The 22,772-nt window shown below is 50.4% G+C and carries 22 protein-coding genes and 1 pseudogene; 16 read left to right on the plus strand and 7 right to left on the minus strand.

Annotated elements, in window-relative coordinates:
* Positions 1-289 precede the first annotated feature (289 nt).
* From AR333_RS00315 to AR333_RS00330, 3 genes and pseudogenes are all read left to right on the plus strand, one after another.
* Positions 290-637, plus strand: a pseudogene (locus tag AR333_RS00315) (DUF2500 domain-containing protein).
* The gene (locus tag AR333_RS00320; RefSeq protein WP_068773373.1) at positions 630-1,460 is read left to right on the plus strand and encodes a CPBP family intramembrane glutamic endopeptidase; all 831 of its coding nucleotides are present in this window, start codon (positions 630-632) and stop codon (positions 1,458-1,460) included. The pseudogene AR333_RS00315 and the gene AR333_RS00320 overlap by 8 nt, the downstream one beginning before the upstream one ends.
* A 1,014-nt stretch (positions 1,461-2,474) precedes the next feature.
* On the plus strand, positions 2,475-3,488 hold the full coding sequence (locus tag AR333_RS00330) for an NAD(P)/FAD-dependent oxidoreductase (protein WP_068773375.1): 1,014 nt from the start codon (positions 2,475-2,477) through the stop codon (positions 3,486-3,488).
* 59 nt (positions 3,489-3,547) lie between these two features.
* On the opposite strand, the gene AR333_RS00335 is transcribed toward AR333_RS00330, so the two are convergent.
* Positions 3,548-3,982 carry an ArsR family transcriptional regulator gene (locus tag AR333_RS00335; protein WP_068773376.1) on the minus strand — a complete coding sequence of 145 codons (435 nt, stop codon included), beginning with the start codon at positions 3,980-3,982 and terminating at the stop codon, positions 3,548-3,550.
* 423 nt (positions 3,983-4,405) lie between these two features.
* Entirely contained in the window at positions 4,406-5,416 is a 1,011-nt protein-coding gene (locus AR333_RS00340; protein ID WP_367583649.1) for a DUF2161 domain-containing phosphodiesterase, read from the minus strand.
* Positions 5,417-5,613: 197 nt separating this feature from the next.
* On the opposite strand from AR333_RS00340, the gene sigJ reads away from it, so the two are divergent.
* The 7 genes from sigJ to AR333_RS00375 all read left to right on the plus strand — a co-directional run bounded on the left by sigJ (position 5,614) and on the right by AR333_RS00375 (position 12,644).
* Complete coding sequence (gene sigJ / locus AR333_RS00345) at positions 5,614-6,492, plus strand: RNA polymerase sigma factor SigJ (RefSeq protein WP_253735683.1); 879 nt, start codon at positions 5,614-5,616, stop codon at positions 6,490-6,492.
* Between the two features lie 120 nt (positions 6,493-6,612).
* A complete protein-coding gene (locus tag AR333_RS00350) occupies positions 6,613-7,056 on the plus strand; it encodes a carboxymuconolactone decarboxylase family protein (RefSeq protein ID WP_068773377.1) in 444 nt (147 codons plus the stop codon).
* Between the two features lie 198 nt (positions 7,057-7,254).
* A complete protein-coding gene (locus tag AR333_RS00355; protein WP_068773378.1) occupies positions 7,255-9,150 on the plus strand; it encodes a PrkA family serine protein kinase in 1,896 nt (631 codons plus the stop codon).
* A 206-nt stretch (positions 9,151-9,356) separates the two neighbouring features.
* Positions 9,357-10,745 (plus strand): MATE family efflux transporter, encoded by a 1,389-nt coding sequence (locus tag AR333_RS00360; RefSeq protein WP_068773379.1) that lies wholly within the window; start codon positions 9,357-9,359, stop codon positions 10,743-10,745.
* 136 nt (positions 10,746-10,881) lie between these two features.
* Positions 10,882-11,235, plus strand: a complete 354-nt coding sequence (locus tag AR333_RS25215) for a hypothetical protein (RefSeq protein WP_068773380.1) — start codon at positions 10,882-10,884, stop codon at positions 11,233-11,235.
* A gap of 196 nt (positions 11,236-11,431) precedes the next feature.
* Positions 11,432-11,707, plus strand: coding sequence for a hypothetical protein (locus AR333_RS00370; RefSeq protein WP_253735684.1), 276 nt, complete (start codon positions 11,432-11,434; stop codon positions 11,705-11,707).
* A gap of 160 nt (positions 11,708-11,867) precedes the next feature.
* Positions 11,868-12,644, plus strand: coding sequence for a trans-aconitate 2-methyltransferase (locus AR333_RS00375; protein ID WP_068773381.1), 777 nt, complete (start codon positions 11,868-11,870; stop codon positions 12,642-12,644).
* 426 nt (positions 12,645-13,070) lie between these two features.
* Here AR333_RS00375 and AR333_RS00380 read toward each other — a convergent pair whose 3' ends face one another.
* Positions 13,071-14,135: a LacI family DNA-binding transcriptional regulator gene (locus AR333_RS00380; RefSeq protein ID WP_068773382.1), complete on the minus strand. Its 1,065-nt coding sequence runs from the start codon at positions 14,133-14,135 to the stop codon at positions 13,071-13,073.
* A gap of 270 nt (positions 14,136-14,405) precedes the next feature.
* Here AR333_RS00380 and AR333_RS00385 point away from each other — a divergent pair, with 270 nt between their 5' ends.
* Both AR333_RS00385 and AR333_RS00390 read left to right on the plus strand, forming a co-directional pair.
* Complete coding sequence (locus tag AR333_RS00385) at positions 14,406-15,173, plus strand: DUF817 domain-containing protein (RefSeq protein WP_172798813.1); 768 nt, start codon at positions 14,406-14,408, stop codon at positions 15,171-15,173.
* Positions 15,174-15,255: 82 nt separating this feature from the next.
* Positions 15,256-15,960, plus strand: coding sequence for a lysoplasmalogenase (locus tag AR333_RS00390; RefSeq protein ID WP_068773384.1), 705 nt, complete (start codon positions 15,256-15,258; stop codon positions 15,958-15,960).
* A gap of 106 nt (positions 15,961-16,066) precedes the next feature.
* Here the strand turns inward: AR333_RS00390 and AR333_RS00395 are convergent, their stop codons facing one another.
* The gene (locus tag AR333_RS00395; protein WP_068773385.1) at positions 16,067-16,828 is read right to left on the minus strand and encodes a MerR family transcriptional regulator; all 762 of its coding nucleotides are present in this window, start codon (positions 16,826-16,828) and stop codon (positions 16,067-16,069) included.
* Between the two features lie 214 nt (positions 16,829-17,042).
* Between AR333_RS00395 and AR333_RS25220 the strand changes: the two genes are divergently transcribed.
* Positions 17,043-17,165 (plus strand): DUF6254 family protein, encoded by a 123-nt coding sequence (locus AR333_RS25220; RefSeq protein WP_253735685.1) that lies wholly within the window; start codon positions 17,043-17,045, stop codon positions 17,163-17,165.
* 101 nt (positions 17,166-17,266) lie between these two features.
* Here AR333_RS25220 and AR333_RS00400 read toward each other — a convergent pair whose 3' ends face one another.
* Entirely contained in the window at positions 17,267-18,328 is a 1,062-nt protein-coding gene (locus AR333_RS00400; RefSeq protein WP_084783411.1) for a cation diffusion facilitator family transporter, read from the minus strand.
* Positions 18,329-18,345: 17 nt separating this feature from the next.
* Entirely contained in the window at positions 18,346-18,654 is a 309-nt protein-coding gene (locus AR333_RS00405; protein WP_068773386.1) for a metalloregulator ArsR/SmtB family transcription factor, read from the minus strand.
* Positions 18,655-18,860: 206 nt separating this feature from the next.
* Between AR333_RS00405 and AR333_RS00410 the strand changes: the two genes are divergently transcribed.
* From AR333_RS00410 to AR333_RS00425, 3 genes are all read left to right on the plus strand, one after another.
* A complete protein-coding gene (locus tag AR333_RS00410) occupies positions 18,861-19,238 on the plus strand; it encodes a metal-sensitive transcriptional regulator (protein ID WP_253735774.1) in 378 nt (125 codons plus the stop codon).
* A gap of 22 nt (positions 19,239-19,260) precedes the next feature.
* A complete protein-coding gene (locus tag AR333_RS00415) occupies positions 19,261-19,464 on the plus strand; it encodes a copper ion binding protein (RefSeq protein WP_068773387.1) in 204 nt (67 codons plus the stop codon).
* A gap of 631 nt (positions 19,465-20,095) precedes the next feature.
* Positions 20,096-21,046, plus strand: a complete 951-nt coding sequence (locus AR333_RS00425; protein WP_068773389.1) for a YafY family protein — start codon at positions 20,096-20,098, stop codon at positions 21,044-21,046.
* Between the two features lie 66 nt (positions 21,047-21,112).
* Here the strand turns inward: AR333_RS00425 and AR333_RS00430 are convergent, their stop codons facing one another.
* Positions 21,113-22,672 (minus strand): stalk domain-containing protein, encoded by a 1,560-nt coding sequence (locus tag AR333_RS00430; protein ID WP_068773390.1) that lies wholly within the window; start codon positions 22,670-22,672, stop codon positions 21,113-21,115.
* Positions 22,673-22,772 lie beyond the last annotated feature (100 nt).

Consider the following 22,772-nt stretch of genomic DNA (forward strand, 5'->3'; position numbering starts at 1 on the left):
ACTGGAAATCAGGACAACAGCAAACAGAGGCATCGCTTCCATCGGAGCGGTGCTTTTTGACGTTATATAGGGAAATATTCACCTCCCAAGGCAGAATGCTTGTGGTAATATAAGGGAGGAAATTGTAAATGCGGTGAAGATCGTAAATGGCATTGCGATCCATAAGAATTTTCCGCAAAGAAATGGAGGAGCTGGCATGGACTTTGAACCGCCAGGGTTTGGAGATTTTGATAGAGTCGGTGGATTCGGATCTTCGATGGGAGCATTCGGCTGGTTCGGAGTTGTTTTTATGATTGTGTTCCTGCTGATCGCCGGACTTATTATTTTTTCGATTATAAAAGCAATCGGCCAGTGGAGTCATAATAACAAGCAGCCTGTATTGTCCGTCTACGCCGTAATAACGGCGAAGCGGACTCATGTATCCCGCAGCAGCAATTCCAATATGAACGATTCTTTCTCCGATTCCAGTTCGACAAGTACGTCTTATTAACCGACATTCGAGGTGGAGAGTGGAGACCGCCTGGAGTTCGCCATCAGCGGCCAGGAGTACGGTCAGCTTATGGAAGGCGATGCCGGCAAGCTGACATTCCAAGGAACGCGCTATCTGGGCTACGAAAGAAGCAGAGCCGTTGAGTAAAGCCGGAATGGCCGCGGGCCCTTCCCGTCTGGGGCCTTCAGCGGGCGGGCAAGCGGGCGCGGCGGCGGGAGTTGTCGGAGCCATGCTGCTGGTTCAGCTGACGCCCGTCTGGGCCGGGCTTACGGCCGCGGCCCTCCTCACTGGGGCGGCCCTGTTCATCAAGCCTGCCTGCCGCGTCCTGCTGCTGACGATCGCATCCGTGTTGGCGGGCTACTGGTTGTCCGCGTGGCTGGGAGCTTGGCTAAGGGCGGAATCCTTAACGGGATTCGCCGAACCGGTTCGGATTGCTCTGTCCAGACTCGGTTTGATCGGTTATGTCATTCCGCTGTCTCTTCTTTACTTCTGCGTCAAGCCTAAGAATTCTTATCTGGCTGCAGGCCGGTTCGGGAACATCATTTATTTCCCGTTGGTCTGGCGGGGATTAAAAGATCCCATTTGGCGCTCTCTTCTTATTTCCTCGGCTGTTGTGACGTTTTCTTTCCTCTTCGTGATTGATTTCGGACAGGATCGGTTGCTGCAAATTCTCGGATACTCGGTTTTATTTGCAGGTATAAATGCGGCTTTGGAAGAAGTGATCTGGCGGGGGTATCTGCTGAGCAGGCTGGTTGATCACATGGGCGAACTCAAAGGAGTTCTTATTTGCTCGGCGGCTTTCGGCTTCTACCATTATTCCATCGGATTTCCCTTGGAAATCTGCATCCTCTTCGGAGTGCTGGGCATCTGGCTGAGCGGTTTAACGATTCGCGCGCAGGGGCTGCTGCCAGTATTCCTGCTTCATTTCCTTATGAATATCCTCTTCGGATTATCCGGAATGATATTCTAATACAGCGTAAACAGCATACAAACTCCATGAAAAAAAGCCCTGAGTCATCAGGGCTTTTAAACATTGACAGTACGGTACCCGGCTTACAGGCCTTTCGTCTTGTCCTCGTTGTACGAGGATGTGAAGATGGCCACAATAAACATGAGCAGGACCGTGTTAATAATCCAGAAAGCAGCTGACATCTGACACACCTCCAGAAAGCATACATTATGCTTATTATACCCAACTGCCGGGCAAAAGAAAAGGATATATAAAGTTTTTTGAACGAGATGGATCCAGGATAAAACCTAAAGGAACACGATTGTCTGTTTGTATACATGCAGAAAAATATAATTTACACATAATGTAAATGTTGGTATGTTACAAGTATTGTTGAAAATAAAATCACAGGAGGCGATGCTCAATAGAGTAAACGTGCACGGGGAATTCGTTGATGGAATAGAGGCTTTTGCACTTGTGAACATATAGAAAAGAGGGATTCTTAAGTTGAAAGATATCAGACCTGTATTAGTTTTCTCAGGACTAATGTTAATCGGATTGGGATTATTTGAAAAAATCCTAATGTATATAACCCCCGCTGGAAACAGCAATTTCAGTGGCATTGACGGTATCACTTTCAGGTACATTTGGAGCTTGTCTAATGTAACATTATTTATTGGCGGAACTGTCCTATTATTAGCATTCCTAATGTATTTGTTTATAAATGAGAAAAAGCAATAAAAGCATAAATTTATTTTGGAGCTATCGCTGCTTAGGCGGTGGCTTTTTGCTTTTTTGGGACGGGTTATCTTGCTGATGCCGCGAGCTGTTTCGCTTCATCAATAAGCTGGTTCATATTATGCTGCTTTTTAACAGCGCCTTAACACTGTGCTTTGCAGACGTTCAGAGTATATTCCAGGATGATCTGAAGGAGTTAAACCAGCTAAGGTCTAAGATTACAAGGGGCTCACTTCGGGTAAGTTAAACGAAAGACATTCTACCTATTATTTACTACAAGAAGGTGAGCTTAAGTCAATGAACTATGACGGAATTATTATCGGGGGCGGCATTGCCGGACTGCAGGCAGCCGTTCAGCTTGGCCGCTATGGTCATAAGGTGCTGGTAATTGATGCGGGCTACGGGCGCTCGACCCTATGCGCGCGTTATCATAACGTGCTCGGTTTCCCGGAAGGCGTATCCGGTGAGGAGCTCAGGAAGACGGGGCGCAAGCAGGCGCAGGCGCTCGGCGTGGAATTTGCGGACGGCCTGGCGATCCGCGCAGCCGGGACTCTGGGCACCGGCTTCCGTGTCGGTGTCCGCAGGCTTGCGAAGCAGGAGAGCGGCGGCAATCACCCGCTCGCGGCGCATGAACCCGGCGGGCGGGGATTGTCCACGGAAGCGGAAGCGGAGCCGGATACGGAGTATACCGGCTCAACCCTGCTGCTTGCCACCGGCGTAATGGACCGGTTCCCGGAGGTGCCTGGGCTGCGCGAGTGCCTGGGACATACGATCTACGTATGTCCGGACTGTGACAGCCACGAGGTGGCGGGCCGCCGGACGGTAGTGCTGGGTGCGGGCGATCCCGGAGCCCGCATGGCTTTGACGCTGCGTCCGCGTACCGACAAGCTTACGCTGCTGAACCATGAACGTAAGCCGGTCAGTCCTGCGGTGCAGGAGGAATTGGATCGTGCCGGGATCCAGACAATCCCGGGACCGATTGCCGCCATCCACGCAGAGGAAGGCGGAAGGCTCGTCCGCGTGCAGCTGGAGGACGGCGGCACGGTTGAAGCCGAGCGGGGCTTCCTCGCTTTCGGCGGCAATGCGGTGCACTCGGACCTGGCGGTACAGCTCGGCGCCGAGCGGATGGAGAACCGCCATGTAATGGCGGACCCGCGCAGCAAGGAAACGAACATCCCCGGCGTCTATGCAGCCGGAGATATCGGTGTGCATGCAGAGCAGCTTACCGTTGCCATGGGTGAGGGAGCAATGGCCGCCATCTGGATGAATAAGGCCATTGAAGCGAAGAAACGGAAGAGTCAGCAGGGGTAAGCCCCGCTGGCTCTTTTTTGGTACAACGTGGCAGGATGGAGGCGGGGCTGTCTCTATTCCTACTCTTGCCGTTCCTCGTGCCCAGTCCAAGTATCCTTGTCTGCTGCTTTTTTCTCCTCCAGAATTCTTTTATATTGTCGCAGCAGCCTGACCTTCCTCTGCTCGAAAAGCCTGGCCACAATGGAAGTTCCGCACCACTCCGCATTTTCACGGAAAAGACTGGCCGAGGGATGTGGAGCAGAGTCCTCCAGCAGTTCCAGGGCCTTATCCGTCAGCCTGTACAAATAAGCAGGTCTGCCCGGTGACTGCCGCCGTATGGTCTGCTGCACATAATGGTTCTGCAGGAGGGCGTTCAAATGACGTCTAATGCCCGCAGGCGTCATCTTAATTTCATGGGCGATGTGCTTAATGTCAGAGGTTCCCAGCCTCTCGAGGCAGAACATAATTTCTTTACGCGTAGGTTGGTCCAGAGGATGGAAATGCGCTGTTTTCACATGTGTGCCCACCTTTCCCTTAATAGCCAGACTCTATATGAGTATAAGTTTACAATATATACCATTTATACCTTTAGATTATAAGGAGTGAGAAAAGTTTTGTCTATATGCAAAAATTTTTACTAAAGTGAAATTTTGGTGAACGTGGTTTGTCCATTCTGTGAACGCCAGTTGTTTGCCTGTTTATGAAAAGAGAAGCCGCACAATTGAAAGTGGGGGTGAGTACAAATAAAGCCCGGATTTCCTTCGGCATCAAGAAGGAATCCGGGCTTATCGAGTGAGGGACTTATGTCTGCGCGGCTGAAATTGGGAGGTAGACTTGCTTCAAGCCTGCGCGGCTGAATTCGGGAGATAGAGTCATCCCAGGCCTTCCGTCAAAATTTGCGGATGTTTACAGGAAAAATCAACGGAACTCTTCCGGTTTCATCTGGAGTGTGCAGACCGCCGTGTACGGGCTGCCTTCCCCGGCTGCGAAACCGCTGGTTCCTGCAAATCAGGAGACTGCGGCGGTGACGCCTCCGGACTCCCCTCTGCCCGCTGTTCCGCTTGGGTTGAAGCAGCCGGGGCACCATCTGCTGCAAGAAGTGCAGAGGCATGGCGCCCGCGCGTTCTGCGCTTTGGGTCAGGCTCCGGCTCAAGTCCCGGTGGAAGCGGGTTTATCGCAAGAGGCCGAGCGGCAGCAGCCCTTGTGCCTGCAGGTTTCGCTTCGTCAACGCTTGCGCTCTCCAGAGGGGCGACCACGTGCGCGAAGGCAGCGAGCGCTTCCGCACCTTGCGGCGTCAAGCTGTAGACCCCGCGGTTCACGCGGGCGAACCAGCCGTAGACGTTGCGCTGCAGGAGCGCCGCCGTCTTCGCGTTGCCGGTGAGCTCCCGCAGCTTGCGCGGGCTGAGCGGTCCCTGCTGCCGGAGGAGCAGGGCGCAGTGGAGCGCCTTCTCGCGGTAGGCGGTCACCAATTTGCGGCGCGTGCTGCCGCCTACGTTGTAGTCTGCGCTGCGTTCGCGGAATTCACCGAGCAGGCGGTCGGCCTTGCGCTTGCGCGCGGGAGTGACCCGGACAGGCGACTGAAGCCCGGGAGGATCGCAGACGATATCCACGGCCGGCTTCTTCGTCTTGTAGAATTGCACCGTTATGAGGCCAAGTCCCAGACGCCCGCACAGCTTGCGGATGTCGCCCCATGTCATGCGGTGGGGAACCCTTCCTTTGGCCGGAAGCTCGATGGCGATGTAGACCTGCTCCGTCACGTCCTGCCTGCGCAAGCCCTGGATGAGCAGCGGCACGGTGAGGCTGCGCTTCAGCTCTACGATGACCGGAGCTTCGCCTTCCCGCACAGCGACAAGATCGCAGTGGCGGACCTCGCCGCGGACTTCATAGCCGAGCTGCTCCCAGTATGCTTTGACGGGCGCGTACAGCTCGGTTTCGCTTTGGATAGGCATGTCCGTGGCTCCTTTCAGACTTACGATGACCGGTTCTTATGGTACATTCTTTCAAGTATAACATAAGGAAACTTCGTATAAAGGGGGCATTTTCCGGAGGAATTATGGAAATTTTTAACGGAGACATGCTAAGATAAGCGACAAGTTGATCCATTTTTTGCATGGGAGGAACCTTTTATAAGGAGGAGTTCGGAATAGTGGAGGACTTGTACAATGACTACCAGCATCTGCTCATTTCTATTGCTTACCGGATGCTCGGTTCACTCGCGGATGCCGAAGATATCGTGCAGGATGTATTTGTAGATGCGGAACCGCACGGGCTGGCGCATATAGAGAACAGGAAAGCCTACTTGTGCAGGTCGGTGACGAACCGATGCATCAATTATCTTAAATCTGCGCGAAAAAGAAGGGAAGTCTACGTCGGCACCTGGCTGCCGGAACCCCTTGTGACGACTTCGGAGGGGGATCCTATGGACACCGTAGTGAAGCAGGAAAGCATCACTTACGCTCTGCTCGTTACGCTCGAACAGCTGAATCCGGCAGAGCGGGCCGTGTTTATTCTGAGGGAAACTCTTCATTATACCTACAAAGAGATCGCAGAAGTGCTGGACCGGACAGAAGGCGGCTGCCGCAAGCTCTGCAGCCGTGCCAAAGCCAAGCTTGCCGTGCCGTGGGAACAGCCCTCATCAGCTCTTTCGCCAAGAACGGAGCAGGAGGAGAAGTTCGTGGAGCTGTTTCTGCATGCGGTGTCATCGGGGCGTTTCGACGAATGCCTGTCCATGCTGACCAGGGAAGCTATCCTGTATACGGATGGCGGGGGCAAGGTGCGCTGCGCCCTGCGTCCCATACTCGGAACGCAGCGGATTCAAGCTCTGTGGTCGGGGATTGCTCCAAGAGGTTATTTTGAAGGGCATATGCTTCCTGTGTATGTGAATGGCCGGAGAGGATTCGTACTGGTGAGAGCAGGCAGGCCGGTCATGGCTGTCAGCATGCAGTGGACCCCGGAGCAGGATCGCATCAGCAAGCTTTTTATCGTGTCCAATCCGGATAAACTTCACCGTATTCGGCTGTCATAAGCTCTTTGCTGCACCGGTGCCATGCTTCATTGTGCTTTTGTTCGCCCGTTACCCGGTGTCACAAATCCCATCGCTGTCTTGTTCTATCCTTGAGATCATTTATTTGGAGGAGGAAGAACGATGGAAGAGAGAATGAATATGGTAACGGCGGTGCCAGCCGGATATGCGGCAATGGCCGAACTGGAGAAGTATGTGAAATCGACCAGTCTGAATCCCGAATTAAAAGAATTAATCAAAATTCGCGCTTCCCAAATAAACGGCTGCGCCTTCTGCCTGGATATGCACACCAAGGCTGCCCGCAAGCTGGGAGAGACGGAGCAAAGATTGTATACGCTGAGCGCATGGCGCGAGACGCCCTTCTTTACGCCGGAGGAACGTGCGGCTCTCGCCTTCACGGAAGCCGTTACGCTGGTAACGGAAGGACACGTGCCGGATGATGTTTATCAGCAGGTGTGCGTTTATTACGATGAAGTCCAGACTTTTGAAATCCTTATGTCAATCGTGGTCATCAACGCTTGGAATCGTCTTGTGATTTCTACGAGAAGAATGCCCGCCGCAGACTAAATGCATCCCTAATAGAAGGCTGGTCCCTGCCATGGAAGTGCTCCTTTGCTGCCATCTCATGTAAGGCTTGTTTTTCCTTTGTTCCTGTACAAATTTACAGGCAAGTATTGCGCTGAGGCCGCATAGGATTGTAGTACCCTAAATCACCATCACGAGCTATCCGCTCTTTCGAGGCAATGGCAGTGAGAGGAGGTACCCATGGATATTTTCAAACGCATCACGGAGCATCGGACTGAGAAGGAACAACTGGCATGGACGGGTTCGTTCCGGGAGTATCTGGAGCTGGTCCGTCAAAATCCGAGCCTGGCGATGACAGCCCACGCACGTGTATATGAGATGATTGCTTCTCACGGCATCGAAAAGAATGATGGGCCTACCCGCTACAACTTCTTTGATCAGGAAATTTTTGGGCTCGACCGTGCGGTAGAAAAGCTGGTGGAAGAATATTTCCATTCGGCTGCCAGAAGACTTGACGTCCGAAAACGTATTTTGCTGCTGATGGGGCCGGTAAGCGGAGGTAAGTCAACCATTGTAACCCTGCTCAAAAAAGGGCTGGAGCAGTTTTCGCGGACGGATGCAGGGGCCGTCTATGCGATTAAAGGGTGCCCGATGCATGAAGATCCGTTCCATCTCATTCCCTCTGAGCTGAGGCCGGAAATTGAAGGGGAACTGGGCATCCGCATCGAGGGGAATTTGTGTCCTTCCTGTCAGCTCAGGCTCAGGACCCAGTACGAAGGACGCATTGAAGAGGTCGAAGTCGAACGCGTCCTGATTTCGGAGGATGACCGCATCGGAATTGGTACGTTCAGCCCATCCGATCCCAAATCGCAGGATATTGCGGATTTGACAGGCAGTATTGATTTTTCCACGATTACGGAATATGGCTCCGAGTCTGACCCGCGCGCCTACCGTTTCGACGGCGAATTGAATAAAGCCAACCGCGGACTGATGGAATTCCAGGAGATGCTGAAGTGTGACGAGAAATTTCTGTGGAATTTGCTGTCCCTGACGCAGGAAGGCAATTTCAAGGCCGGACGGTTTGCTCTTATATCGGCGGATGAGCTGATCGTCGCCCATACGAACGAATCGGAGTATAAATCTTTTATTGCGAACAAGAAGAACGAAGCTCTTCAATCGCGTATGATTGTAATGCCGATTCCTTATAACCTGAAAGTATCGGATGAAGAGAAGATCTACAAGAAATTGATCAAGCAGAGCGACATGTCGCATGTGCATATTTCCCCGCATTCCTTAAAAGCAGCCGCGATTTTCTCCATTCTGACCCGCCTGAAGGAAACGAAGAAGCAGGGCATGGATCTGGTGAAGAAAATGCGCATGTACGACGGGGAAGCGATAGAAGGCTATAAGGAAGCCGATCTGAAGGAAATGCAGAACGAGTATCTCGAAGAGGGGATGAGCGGGATCGATCCGCGGTATATCATCAACCGTATTTCGAGTGCTCTGATCCGCCATGATCTTCAGTGCATTAATGCGCTGGATGTACTGCGCGCCCTTAAAGACGGGCTGGATCAGCATCCGTCCATTACCAAAGACGAGCGGGAACGCTACCTCAATTTCATTTCGGTGGCTCGTAAGGAATACGATGATCTTGCCAAGAAAGAAGTGCAGAAGGCGTTCGTGTACTCGTTCGAGGAATCGGCCAAAACTTTGTTTGATAACTACCTGGACAATATAGAAGCTTATTCGAATTGGGGTAAAATCAAGGATCCGTTGACCGGGGAAGAGATGGACCCCGATGAGCGGCTTATGCGCTCCATTGAGGAACAGATCGGGATTTCGGAGAATGCGAAAAAAGCGTTTCGTGAAGAAATTCTGATCCGAATTTCGTCTTATTCCCGCAAAGGGCGCCGGTTCGATTACAGCACGCATGAACGGCTGCGCGAAGCGATTGAGAAAAAGCTGTTCACGGACTTGAAGGATATCGTCAAAATCACGACCTCAACGAAGACACCGGATGAGCGGCAGCTTAAGAAGATCAATGAGGTGACGAGACAACTCATTGACGCCCACGGATACTGCCCGGTCTGTGCGAATGAATTGCTGCGCTATGTCGGCAGCCTCTTAAACCGTTAGGACCATCACTATCTTCAACTGCCCTTCCGTCTGTTAGTCTAGACGGACAGGGCTTTTTTTCCATTCACCTGACAAGGGATCGCATCTTATAGAGGGGGTGTGATAAGATAGGGCGATATGGAAGTTTTTTTTAATATTACTAGGTGAAGTTGAATAAAAAGTTCCGGTCATTCATTCCCGATTGGTCCAGGAGGATTTACACCATCATGTCCAAACAAGATCCGAAGATGAATTTGACAGAAGGACCGATAGCGCGCAAACTGCTTCTCTTCTCCCTTCCGGTTCTGTACGGGAATGTCCTTCAATCCCTCAATGGAACGGTAAATAGTATCTGGGTAGGTAAATTTCTAGGTGAGAGCGCTTTCGCCGCTACCTCTAATGCAAATAATGTGATGTTTCTGATGTTAAGCTCGATCTTCGGAATCGGGATGGCGTCCACGATTATGATCGGACAGAGCATTGGCTCGGGCGATATAGGACAAGCCAAGAGAGTAGTCGGGACAAGCGCCTTGTTCTTTTTTACGTTGTCCATGTTCGTTGCTGCGGCCGGTTTTTTCTTGTCTCCTCAAATCTTGGGCTGGATGAATACGCCCCCGGATGCGATAGAGATGGCTAATGCGTATCTCCGTATTATTTTTATGAGTATGCCGTTCATGTTCTGCTTCAGCCTGATTATGACAATTCTCCGCGGTGCGGGAGATTCCAAGACGCCTTTTAAATTCCTGGTCATGGCAATTATCCTCGATATCGTGCTGAACCCGCTGCTGATCTTCGGCTGGGGGCCGGTCCCGGCATTTAATATTTCGGGTTCGGCACTTGCGACAGCGATCTCTCAATTTGTCGCGCTTGCCGCCATTCTCCTCTCGCTGTACCGCAAAAAGCATTTTCTGCGGATTACGCGTGCCGACCGCCAGCTTCTTCGCTACGATCGGGAAATTATAGGTTCCCTGGTTAAGAAAGGGGTTCCCATGGGTTTGCAGATGATCGTCGTATCGACGAGTGCGCTTGCGATGATTAATCTCGTCAATCGTTTCGGTTCGGAGGCTACGGCTGCTTTCGGCGCGGCTATGCAGCTGTCCTCTTATATTCAGATGCCGGCGATGGCAATCGGGGGTGCCGTATCTTCCTTTGCGGCTCAGAATGTCGGCGCAGGCAAATGGGACCGGGTTCACCGGGTTACGTGGCTTGGGGTTGTCTTTAACTTTTTAATGACGGGCGTGCTTGTCGTTCTCATTTATCTGTTTAACCGCCAGGCGCTGGGCCTGTTTCTTCCGGAAGGCCGGGCCATTGAAATCGGCATGACGATCAACACGATCACGTTGTGGAGTTTCGTTATTTTCGGCATCACTTTCGTTGTGTCGGGTGTGGTCCGCTCGACCGGGGCTGTCATGGTGCCGCTGCTGATTACGTTCCTCGCCCTGTGGTGCATGCGTATTCCGCTATCCTATTATCTGGCTGATTCCTATGGGTTAGATGCCGTCTGGTGGAGCTTCCCGATCGGTTTTACGGTGGGTTCGGTCCTCTCCGTTGCTTATTATTTCTGGGGAAATTGGAAGAAGGCGAATATGCTTACGTACGGTGCTTCGAAGTCTTAAGTGGCTTAATCCTGCATGCTGATCTTAAAAGGCGCCCAATCATGGGCGTCTTTGTGCACCTTCTGGGCATTCGTACATACGATGTGGTAGATGCAAGAAGCTACATCACAATCTACCGAATGCGAGGGAATGAGCCATGACTTTCGAGGGACAGAATCAGGAAGCTTTTTTGAACCAGGGTAACTTTTTTGAGCAGCAGCAAGATTGGAATCAAGGGACTGCCTTGATCAACAGTGAGGAAGAAGAAGCAAGGAAAAATCAGTTTGGCGGACCCGGCGGCAATCCGGGTGGTTATCACGGCGGTTTCCATGGAGGTTATCCGGGAGGCGGCGGCTATCATCATGGCGGAGGCTACCACCACGGAGGCTATCCGAATTATCCTTTCTACCCTTACTATCCGCAGCAGCCGTTTTATCCTTATTATCCTCCTTATTACAATTATCCGTATCCATACCCGTACCCATACCCGTACTATCCGTACAAAAGATAACGGCTCCATATTGAGCAGGTCCGGCCTTTGGCCGGACTTTTCCTTTACATTCGTGCGGAAGGAAGGGGAGGCAGATGCAGTGGGTTTCAATGCCGGATGATTTTGTTCGGCGGGAAAATAAGCTATAATAGAAAAGCCCCGATGGACAACCCGGGATCGGAAATGTCCGGGTAAACAAATAGACGATAAGACAAGGATGGTTCCGGTGCTTAGAAATATTTCGGATACGCTTTTTTTGATTTCTTTGGCTGTTCTTATGGTCTCCGCCATTATGAACGGAATTAATTTTCAATCTTTCCTGCTCAAAAGAAAAGATGATGACCCGCGCAAACTTGAGGTTCCTGTCAAAAGCACTCAGCTGGAGAAGCAGAACAAGGGCTTGACGACTTTTTTCCGTTCCAAGCTGACATGGATCGGTCTGGCGTGTGTGTTTATCTCGGTCGCACTCTCGTATATCGAACGTTACGTATAGAAATTGAAAGACGGCCGCAGTCTTGGAAGACAGGCCGCTTCTTGTCGTTCGTTTATAGTTAAAACCTATTAAGTGTGTTGATATTAAGTATTGGAATTTATAAAGATGTACGCGCATACTAGATCTATATCCATATTTTGTTAAGTCGGGGGCGATATAGATGTTGAACCGTACGGAAGATGTAAGCTGGGATGCGGGGCACTATGACAGTCAGATGGATTTTGTGGCCAAACACGGAAGATCCGTGCTGGAGCTGTTGGGTCCGGTTCAAGGGGAGTCAGTACTGGATCTGGGCTGCGGGACAGGCAGCTTGAGTGTGGAGTTAGCGGAGCGGGGAGCGGATGTGACCGGAGTTGATCTGTCGGAGTCGATGATCGAACAGGCACGGCTGAAGTATCCCGGGCTCCGGTTTGAGGTGGGGGATATGCGCAGTTACCGCTCCCCCCGTCCATTCGATGCCGTATTCTCGAACGCGGCGCTGCACTGGGTTCCGCAGGCGGACGAGGCTGCCCGCACGATAGCGGCAGCACTGAAGCCCGGCGGCCGTTTGGCCGCCGAGTTCGGCGGCTTCGGCAATGTGGCCCGCATTGAGCGGGCACTGGCCGAAGCGCTTGCCGGAGCGGGGATTGATCCGGCAGGGCGCAACCCCTGGTATTTCCCGACGATCGGGGAATACTCGGCGCTTCTGGAGCGCGCGGGGCTGGATGTCCGCTACGCGGAACGGTTCGACCGCCCGACGCCGCTTCCGGAAGGGGAGCTTGGGCTGCGCCACTGGCTTCATGCGTTCGCCGGAAGCTACTACGCTGGCCTCGGCAGCGAGGTGCAGGAGCGCGTGACGGCTGCCGTGGAGGAGCGTCTGCGGCCGGAGCTGTACGCGGACGGCACATGGAGCGCAGACTACAGCCGCATCCGCGTTCTGGCGGTGAAGCTGCGGTAAGCAGGAGGGTGTGGGTGTGACTCTCCTGCTGGAGGAATAAGGGCGCCGGCTGCTGCGGCGTCCTTGTTGTACGGGGCTGCGCCACGGGCGGCAAAGGTGGCTCCAGCAGTTCCGGCAGTTGTTGCCGCTCAGCGGCTGGCCGGGGACTGCGCGGGTTGCAGCCATACGGCGCGTGGATGCTAACCACAGGCCTGGTGTGTTAAGGTGCGCCCGGTCGGACAAAATGCATGATTGGCAGCGCCTTGTCCGGCAAGATGTAAACTGCAGCATGCAGATGCTAATGACAACCCAAAGCGATCCGCATGAGCTCCAGTCCCGGCATCACGGCCAACAGGTGCCATTCTTATGTACAACGCCTGCGGGCTACATCCACACCGGAAAAAAATTACTTGCAAACAGTTCGAATTTTTCCTTCAAATCCTTATATTACCCCGACGCACGGGCGATGAACTCAGGCGCGAGCACCACTTTCTCATTCGCCCGTCCGGGGTGCTGCTTCCGGTAGAGGAGTGTCTCTACCGCGCGGATACCCAGCAGCTCCTTGCTCAGCTCAACGGTGCTGAGCGGAGGGGATGCGGCGGCAGCGGCTTCAATGTTATCGAAGCCGATTACCCGACACTGCTCCGGAATGCTGCATCCGCGCCGCTTGAGCAGTGTGAGAAGCTCAAGCGCTATGTAATCGTCCGCGCAGATAAAACCATCGGGCAGTTCGCCGTTCTTGAGCTGGTTGACCCGGACCGCTAAATCCTGCGCCCAAGTGGGACTGGTCATATAGGGAACTGTCCATCTGGACAGCGCGACCGGCTGTCCTTGTTCCGCAGCGGCTTCCGCAGCCAGACGGCAGCCCAGTGCACGTTCCCGGAAGCTCATGGAATAGGAATCGCTGCCGATAAAAACCAGAGAGTCGCAGCCTTCTCGCAGGAGCTGCTTGCAGGCTGCAATAGCTCCGTCCATGTTGCTGTTAACGACGCAGTCTACATTAACAAGCGGTTCATCATGGTCGACTAGTACGAGGGGAAGATTGGTCTGCTGCAATGAAATAACCGCACGAGTCGAGAAGGTGCCGAGCAGAATATGTCCTGTGCATAGAGCAGGATCCAGGTAATCGGGTATATTTAGCTCATTTTCCTGATGGGGAGGAACCGGAACGATCCAATAAGAGATTTTCTTCTCCCGGCATTCTTGAGTAAGCCCCCCCAGTACCTTAGACCAGAAAAAAGGATCCAGTTGTTTGACGGTGTGGATCCAGACCAGAATGTAGGTTTCGCCCGGTAACCCGTGATTAGCGAAAGAATGGATACGTGTCCTAAGCTCAGCTGAAGCTGAGCTTTTTATGATTTTTTTACGGTACCCCATGGATTTGGCCGTTTCAATGATTTTAAGCCTTGTTTCTTCGCTGACCCCGTATTTGCCGGAAAGCGCTTGCGAAACTGTGTATTTAGAAATGCCAAGCCGATCGGCAATATTTTGCATGGAGACATGTTTACTCATCGTGCACCGCCTTTTCGGTTCATATCCACAGGACTTTTTATCATTTTTCCCTCATTAAGCCATTCTGTCAATACTTTCTTTTTGCATCCCTTCCTGACATTTCCTTTCTTCTAATATAGACCTTTTGCTTCGCGGGATTTATGCTAAACTAACAAAGATGTACATTATCTTGATTAATTGGGATCAGGAAAAGAGGCAGTGTGAACTGCAAATGAATGGAGGGGCAGGTTGTTGGTCAAAACCTTACAGCTGCAAGCCAGACAGCTTCTTATGTTCGGCTATCAACAGGCATTGTCTTGTTTGTTTCCGGCTCTGATCTTTGCGAGTCTGGCGATTTTAAAAGTATTTGATGTCCCTTATATGTATGATGTCATGCTCGTGGTCTGTCTTCTGATCCAATGGATCATGGTTAAAACCGGTCTTGAAACGAGGGATGAGTTGAAAGTTATCTGCCTGTTTCATTTGATCGGGCTTGCCCTGGAGATCTTTAAAGTAAACATGGGCTCGTGGTCTTATCCTCAGGAAGCCTGGACGAAAGTATGGGGCGTCCCGCTCTACAGCGGATTTATGTATGCCAGTGTAGCGAGTTATTTATGCCAGGCCTGGCGCAGACTTCATGTTCAGATACATCGTTGGCCTTCTTCCTGGCTGACTGTACCGATCGGAGCAGCCATTTATTTGAATTTTATGACGCATCATTACATAACGGATTTGCGCTGGGTGCTGACTGCGCTCTTATTTGTAATCTTCTTCCGCTCGGCAGTTACGTTCCGGGTAAGAACAATCAGTTACCGTATGCCGGTTATCCTTTCTTTTTTCCTGATCGGATTCTTTGTGTGGCTGGCTGAGAACATAGCGACTTATTTGGGCGCTTGGCAGTATCCCAATCAGAGGGAAGCGTGGAGCATGGTATCTTTGGGTAAAATGAGCTCCTGGTTTCTACTCGTTATTGTGAGTTTCCTGATCGTTTCTCAGCTTAAGCATGTGAAATCCAGTGAAAGCCGCGGGCAGGAGCCGCCAGTTTCGGTATCGGACTAGTGCGGGGAGAGGCGGCAACGATTTCCATGCCTGCAGAAGGGGTAAAGGAACGTATACTTTGCTTCACCATGGGGGGATTCAGATGGTAATGGGGTGGTTGTGGGCCGTACAGGTTGTTTTGTTCATAGCAGGCACCGCTTCCGGCATTCGCCGAAATAATAAGGAAGGCTCGGGGCTGAGCCTTCCGCTGTGGGCCAGAATGTGCATAAGCCTGACATTGACTGCGGCAGCCTTTGCACTCTGGAGAGGGAATCAGGACTCACCCTATGCCGAATGGGTATTCTGGGGAATGGCCTGGTCCTTCATCGGTGATTTAACGATGGCGGGACTGATTCCTATGCGCCATAGACTCATAGGAGGAATGGCTACGTTCGCAGTGGCTCACGGCTTTTACATTGCAGCTTTTACAGCAGCTCTGAATAACGAGGGTGTCTCTGTTCTTAACACAGGTCTAATCCTTGCGGGGGTAATTTATCTGGTGCTGCTCATAGCCGGGTGGCTGCGGTATATCCGGAATCTGCAGGCTCCATACGGCTACAATGCCGGAGCATTTGTGTATGGTCTATGGATTAGCATCATGGCTTCCGTGGCGGTCGCACTTGCCTGGGGCCTGGGCGCAGCACACTGGGTTACCGCGCTTGGCGGCCTGCTCTTTGTGATTTCGGATTTTATTATTGCAGTTGTTACAATCGGAGCTAAACCGTTTCGCCATAACGCTTATTGGGTCTGGTTAACGTATGTAGGTGCACAGATGTGTATCGTGTACGCATCTGTTCTTGCCCTCTGAAGAACGCTTGTGAGAGTAAACGGTGTCAAAAGCAGGCTGATGTTGACAGAACATTTCCCGGGCAATGTCAAATGCTGTAAGGGCAGGAATGAGGCTTAGGCTATCATTATTCGATAGTCACGTTCACTTTTTCACCGTTAGTCTGATCGTAATGAAGGAAAGCCGCATCCAAAAAAGCAAGCAGTTCAGGGTCGAGTGGATAAAGGCGCATCGGATTCTCTGACTTCCCGTGCTGATCCCATACTTTATTCACTAACTGCATGTTACCGTCCATAGCCTGTACGGCCATTTCCGTAATACGCCCAGCAAGATGCTGGGCAGCATCGGAGGCAGGATCTTCATGCATGAGTGTTTTGGCCTCAGCGATTATATCCAGCCACGGCTGCATTCCTGTCTCTTCCTTGTTGAGATTAGGGAGATTCTTCAGACTTTCCCTTTCCTCCGTGCTGAAATGTGCTTGCATATAACGTATTTTCTCAGCGGGGTCCCGCTGCGATAAGCGGATCATTTCAAACATCGTGCTCCAGTTTAAGGTGCCTTCGATCTGCACAGAGTGGAGCGTTGCATGGAGCATACTCTCCAACTCATGAAGTTTCTCTTTCTCCTGTTTGACCATCTCGAGCTGATCTTTCAGGCATGTCTGCCAGTCGGGCCCGTAATGGGTGAGCATTTCCCGGATAGCCTTCAGGCTGAGTCCCATTCTTTTAAGAATGGAGATTTGCTCAAGTTTGATGATGTCTTCATCGGAATAGAGCCGATGTCCGCCTTCTGTCGCGCTTGAAGGCTTCAGGAGACCGATTCCGTCATAGTGATGGAGTGTGCGTACGGTTATGCCCGCTCTGCGGGCCAATTCACCAATGGTATACATAGTAGTTCCCTTCATTAAACTTTTCTTTATCCTAAAACTAACCCGGTTTGGCTTCAAGTAATTTTTTCTTCATGAACAGTGCGGGTGCTTCTCAGACGTCTGGAAATCAAGGCGCATAGGGGAACCGGTGTTGTCGAATGCTAGAGAAGCGGAGCGGATGATCGGCCAAGTCGATCGAACCGTTTACCTCTAACTTTAAAGGAGCTGACGTTTCGTGACACACTCGAAAAGCCGCAGAGAAAGTATGGTCAAAAGCCGTAAACAAAGGCAAAATCCGCACGGTAAGGTCCCTTCGCTCAAAGAAATCGCCGCTGAAACGAGGCAGGGGATCGAGTAGCACGCTTCGGCTTCGATGTAAAGCCACGGCAGACAAACAGGAGCCCGCATATACGCGGGCTCCTGTTTCCGTTTTCTAAGAGAGTCCTGCATACCGTGAACCTACACTTTCAGCTCCGCATGCTGCAGATGCTCGGTTTCCACTTGAATAGTTGTATGCTGGATGTTGAAACGTTCTTCCATCAGGCGGATAGCCTGCTGGAGAATATGCTGGCTGTCAGCCGGGTCTTCGATTAGAAGGTGGCAGCTGAAGGAGTCAAGACCGGATGTGATGGTCCACGCATGCAGATCGTGAACATCACGGACGCCGGATATGCTGAGCAGCGACTGTTTGATTTCTTCGCAGTTTATTCGGCTGGGCGCGCCTTCAAGCAGGATATGCGTAGTTGCTTTAAGCACTCCCCAGGCGCTGCGGAGGATTAGAAGAGCGACAAGGACGCTGATAATCGGATCGGCCTGGTACCACTGGAAGATCAGCATAAGCAGTCCGGCAATGATGGCACCTACGGAGCCTAAGGCATCTCCGAGTACGTGTAAGTAAGCGCTTCTTACATTCAAATTGTCCTTGGCGTCTCCCATTCGGGTAAGAAACCAGGCACTTGCCAGATTGGCAAGAAGACCGATGGCTGCGATAATCATCATCGAGCCGCTGGCAACCACCGGTGGATTAGCGAACCGTTCAATCGCTTCCCGGATAATGAAACCGGCGATAACAAATAAGGTAACGGCATTAAAAAGCGCGGTTAAAATTTCAACGCGGTGGAAACCATAGGTCCGCTTGGGCGAAGCGGGTCTGGCTGCAAACCACATTGCAATCAGGCTGAGCAGTAAAGAAGCTGCATCGCTGAACATATGACCGGCATCCGAAAGAAGGGCCAGAGAATTGGTGACGATTCCCCCGGCAAACTCTAGCAGCATAATACCGGCAGTAATGATGAAGGCGATGAGAAGCCCTTTCTTGTTGTTCGGACCGTGATGGTGCCCTAAAGCATGATCGTGCCCATGGTCGTGCCCATGATGATCATGCCCCTGGTGGTCATGACCTCCATCGTGGCTGTGCCCGTTATGACTGTCGCTATGAGGAACCTGGGTCTGGGAGGCTTGGGAGGCTCCGGATGGTCCGTGTGAATCATCGGTTCTCTGCGTAGATTTAGGGGAACTCATGGAACCCATCTCCTTTGCTATTCATGTTCAATATGCTGAATCGTTTGTTTAAGAAGAGAAATGACGTGCTCATCGTCGCAAGAATAATATAACGTCTTGCCATCACGGCGGAATTTGACCAGCCGCAGTACTTTAAGCAGGCTAAGCTGGTGTGAGACGGCAGAGGGGGTCATATTCAGCAGCTCTGCGATGTGATTAACGGAGCACTCCTCTTGGGAGAGCAAGTAAAGAATTTTGATACGTGAAGGATCGGATAGAGCTTTGAAAATTTGGGAGACAGAATCGACTGTCTGGGGGGAAAGAAAAGTATGGTTGCAAGATTCCATGCTATTTGTCATCTCCAATCATCTGAACAACTGTTCATATGTTAATTTGATATTAACCCAGACTGAATCACATTTCAAGAGATGAAAGTTATTTTTTCCTTGGGCATTCGGAGTGGACCAGGGATATTAAACTTTTTCGCACACACTTGAAGTACCCTACGGGGGTATGTTATTATATATGTATGGAGGCGATTCAGATGGAACCAATCAGCTCCAAAGAATATCAGGATGATGCAGCAATACCCGCTATTACAGCGGAAGGGGCCGCTTGTGGAGCAGATTGTCATACGTCTAGCGGCAATTCTGACAGACATAGTCATCACAGTGACAAGGTGAAAAACAATTTGATTTCTCGTCTGAATCGCATTGAGGGTCAGATTCGGGGAGTAAAGGGAATGATAGAGAAAGACACTTATTGTGATGATGTATTGAATCAGATTGCAGCCGCTCAATCCGCCCTGAATAGTGTCGGTAAATTATTACTGGAAGGTCATCTCAAGAGCTGTGTTATGGAACGTATTCAGGAAGGTGACACGGATGTCATTGATGAACTGCTTATTACTGTCAATAAATTAATGAAATAAAGCAAACAAAGGAGAGATTATAGTGGAACGAATTGAACTGAAAGTAGAAGGAATGTCCTGCCAGCATTGTGTCAATTCCATAGAAAAGGCCGCCAGCGAACTGGGAGCCAAGGCCCGGGTTCATCTCAATGAAGGCCGGGTAGAAGTGGAATACGATCCTGCCACCGTAAAACCGGAGCAAATTAAAGAAGCTATTGAAGAACAGGGCTATGATGTAACAGGTTAAGTTGTTGGTATGTTTAACCTTACCGAAATGCACCCAAAAATCGCTTAATCGGCTTATTTTCAGCCGGTAGGCGATTTTTTTTGATTACCGGACAAGCGATGGATTGCGTTAAACCAGATTACCAAACAGATGAAAGAATATCCATTTTTTGAACGAAATAATAGGAAAGAGATAAATAAATTTGTAAAAAAGTAAATAAAAGCAAACATATATTCGAGACAACTTACTGTCAATAAGGAGTGATATTCTAAATAATGTAAGTGACTATATTCCATTTACAATTAGGAGTGAGGGAATGAATCGTGTACAATCCGGGAAAGCACTGCAGGTGGACATCGGGAAAATCTGCGCACAGCTGGGACTGGGTTCGAACATCATGGAGGATCTCAAAGAACGACATCATACAGCGTCAGCAGAGAGAATTGAACCAGAGTCCGGTGAACGAATGTTGCGGAGCAGAGAAAGAACGAAAAAGATCTTTTTATCGGGCAAAAGAAGTAGGAATTAGGCACTTGGTGCTTAGTTCCTATTTTTTGTAGCTAGATTGATAATTTATGAAAAATTTAGAGCGTTACAATGGGTAAATGTACTAAAATAGGAAATAAGACCTAAAAAAGAGGAGGACAAGTTTATGATCGAAAAAGTGATCCGCTTGCTGAATATTATTCAGGCCATTCAGGCTAATCCGGGAATATCCGCCTCTGATATAGCGTTCAAATGTGACATTCATCTGCGAACCGTGTACCGTGACCTCGATACGCTCAGTCTGATCGCTCCGGTAACGAACGACGGGCGCGGTACCGGCTATCGTTTTATGGGAAAATTTTTTCTGTATCCACTCAATTTTACAGAGCAGGAGGCGCTGGTGTTTTCCCTTCTCCCTTCCGTAGTGGATACGAGTAAGCTGCCTCCGGGCTTTGATCAGGCCTACCACAAAGTGATGGCCACTCATTTTAAAGAAAAAGCGCATCATAAAGATATCATTCAGAATATCGCCGAAATTATTCAGATGGGGACACCGGCCTACCGGCAAAAGCATCCGAATTTTCTTCAGCCGATTATCCAGGCTATCTTGGAGCATAAGACCATACGGACCGTGTATCATACGCAGTCCCGCAATGAGACAACGGAGCGGCAGATCAATCCCTACTATCTCGTGCCGCGAGAGCAGCGGTTTTATATGATCGGTTTCTGTCATTTGAAACAAGAAATCCGTACCTTCCGTATGAGCCGATTTCAAGCGGTTGAGCAGACGGAACTGAGCTTTGATAAAGGGGACTTCAACATTAAGCACTATCTCAAAAATACATGGTCCATTGAACGCGGGGACCGAAATATTACGTTCAAGGTAAAATTTAACGCAGAAGTTGCCCGCTATATCCGGGAGGAAGAGCTGTTTGTGCACCCGAGAATGAGGGACCAGAAGGATGGCAGCCTGATTTTTGAAGTTACGGTAAACAACGAGAGGGAATTCCTGAATTGGGTTATGCAGTATGGTCCCGCGGCAGAAATCCTGGAACCTAAGGCTGTGAGGGAAAAGTTGAAGCAGCAGCTTCACCAGTGGGTGGGCATGTACGGCTGAGAATGTCCGGCGATTGGATAACAAAAGAGCGCAAACGATTTGAAATCGTTCTGCGCTCTTTTATTGTTAGTTGGGAAGAAAGGTGAAGCTGTCCAGAATCTCCAGCACCTCTGGGGTATGGGCGTCTTTGTAGTCTTTCAGTACGGAGTACGAGACTTCGTACCACTCCTCTTCGGTTTCGAATACAATCGAATTGACCAAATGAGTATCAAATCCATCGTCAAAGAGTGAAGTAATTTGCTTGGCTTTACGACCTTGGAAATCCATATCGACTTGTTTTATAATCGTGATGGCCTCGTCTGTGGAGAGATTATCCTTGACCAGATTCACATACTCATCTAATGAAGTGATCTCCGGATACTCTTTTTTATCTTCGGTTATCACAGCTAATTCATTAAGGTTAAAGGATTTCAAGGCTAGCTGGATAAAACCTTCATCGGTTTCCAACTGCGTCCACTTCCCATATGTCGTAAGCTGGGCCTTGTTATCCGCTGTCGTAAAGACCTGTTTGCTCTTGACTATCGCCTGATTATAGTCCGCATCCCACTCGACCCGGCACCCGGTAGATTCCGCAAGGAAACGGAGGGGCACAAACGTATAGTCCGATATTAATGCGGGCGCAGCCGGAAGCGTGACTTCCGTGCCGTTTAGATATGCCTGGGCACTACCAACCCGCATTTGGATTTGGATGTCGTCTTTAACGGCAAAGATGGTCTGTGTCTCTTCTTCCCAGGTGACGGTAAGGCCAAGCTCCTCATAGAAAGGTCTGGCTTGGACAAGCGTGGAGCCGTTAGTAAGAACAGGTGCGGCATCAAAATTCAGTATCTCGGCGTCCAAAAGCACACTTACTGAAGACGGCTCGGTTGGTTTACCTGTCGTTTCTTCAACGATTTCCACACCTTTAAGTTTAAGTGCCTCCAGAGTAGATTGTGCCGTGTCATCCAAAGGATTGTCATGAACGGACACTTGTTTCAGTTTAGGCAAACTAGTCAAGACACGGATATCTTTAATCTGATTGTTGTCGAGATAGAGATGGGTAAGGGTCGGATGAGCCCGTAAAGGCTCGAGACTGATAATTTGATTATGGCCCGCATTGAGCCATTCGAGCTTCAAATCAGCCAGAGGAGTCAAGTCATCAATCCGGTTATGGCTGGCCAGCAAATCAGTCAAAGAATCCAGCTCAGCCAGAGGTTTCAGATCCCGGATCTGATTGTTGCTGACTATAAGTTTCTCCAGACGAGTAAGGCTGCTCAAAGGAGTCAGATTCTCAATCTGATTACCGCTTATAGCTAGAAAATTAAGGTTCGTTAAAGTCTTAAGGGGCTCCAGATCCGTGATAACCTGACCAGGCAGCATTAAACTTCTCAGCATGCCGGCATGCTCCAGACCCTCCAGGCTGCTGATCCCATAAAGCGGAGACTGCACGTACAGGGAGGTTAACTTATCGAAGTCGGCTTTCGTTAAAGGATCGGCAAATTGGTTGATCTCAGATCGAATGCTCTCTTCAAGAACGGTGTCCTTGATTGTAATAGTCTGGGCAAACGCTGCAGCCGGCTGGATCAGGAGAAAAATTAGAAGAAATACAAATCCCAGCGGTAGTTCAGATGAATACTTATTTAGATACAAAGCGGTACTCACTCCTTGAGGAATATTTTGTCATCCGTTAATTCGAGAGGGAGGATTCGAATTCCTTTTTTATAAAATCCGCACCAAAAACTTCCTTTCG

This window comes from Paenibacillus sp. FJAT-26967, from assembly GCF_001541095.1.
Taxonomy (GTDB): Bacteria; Bacillota; Bacilli; order Paenibacillales; family NBRC-103111; genus Paenibacillus_F.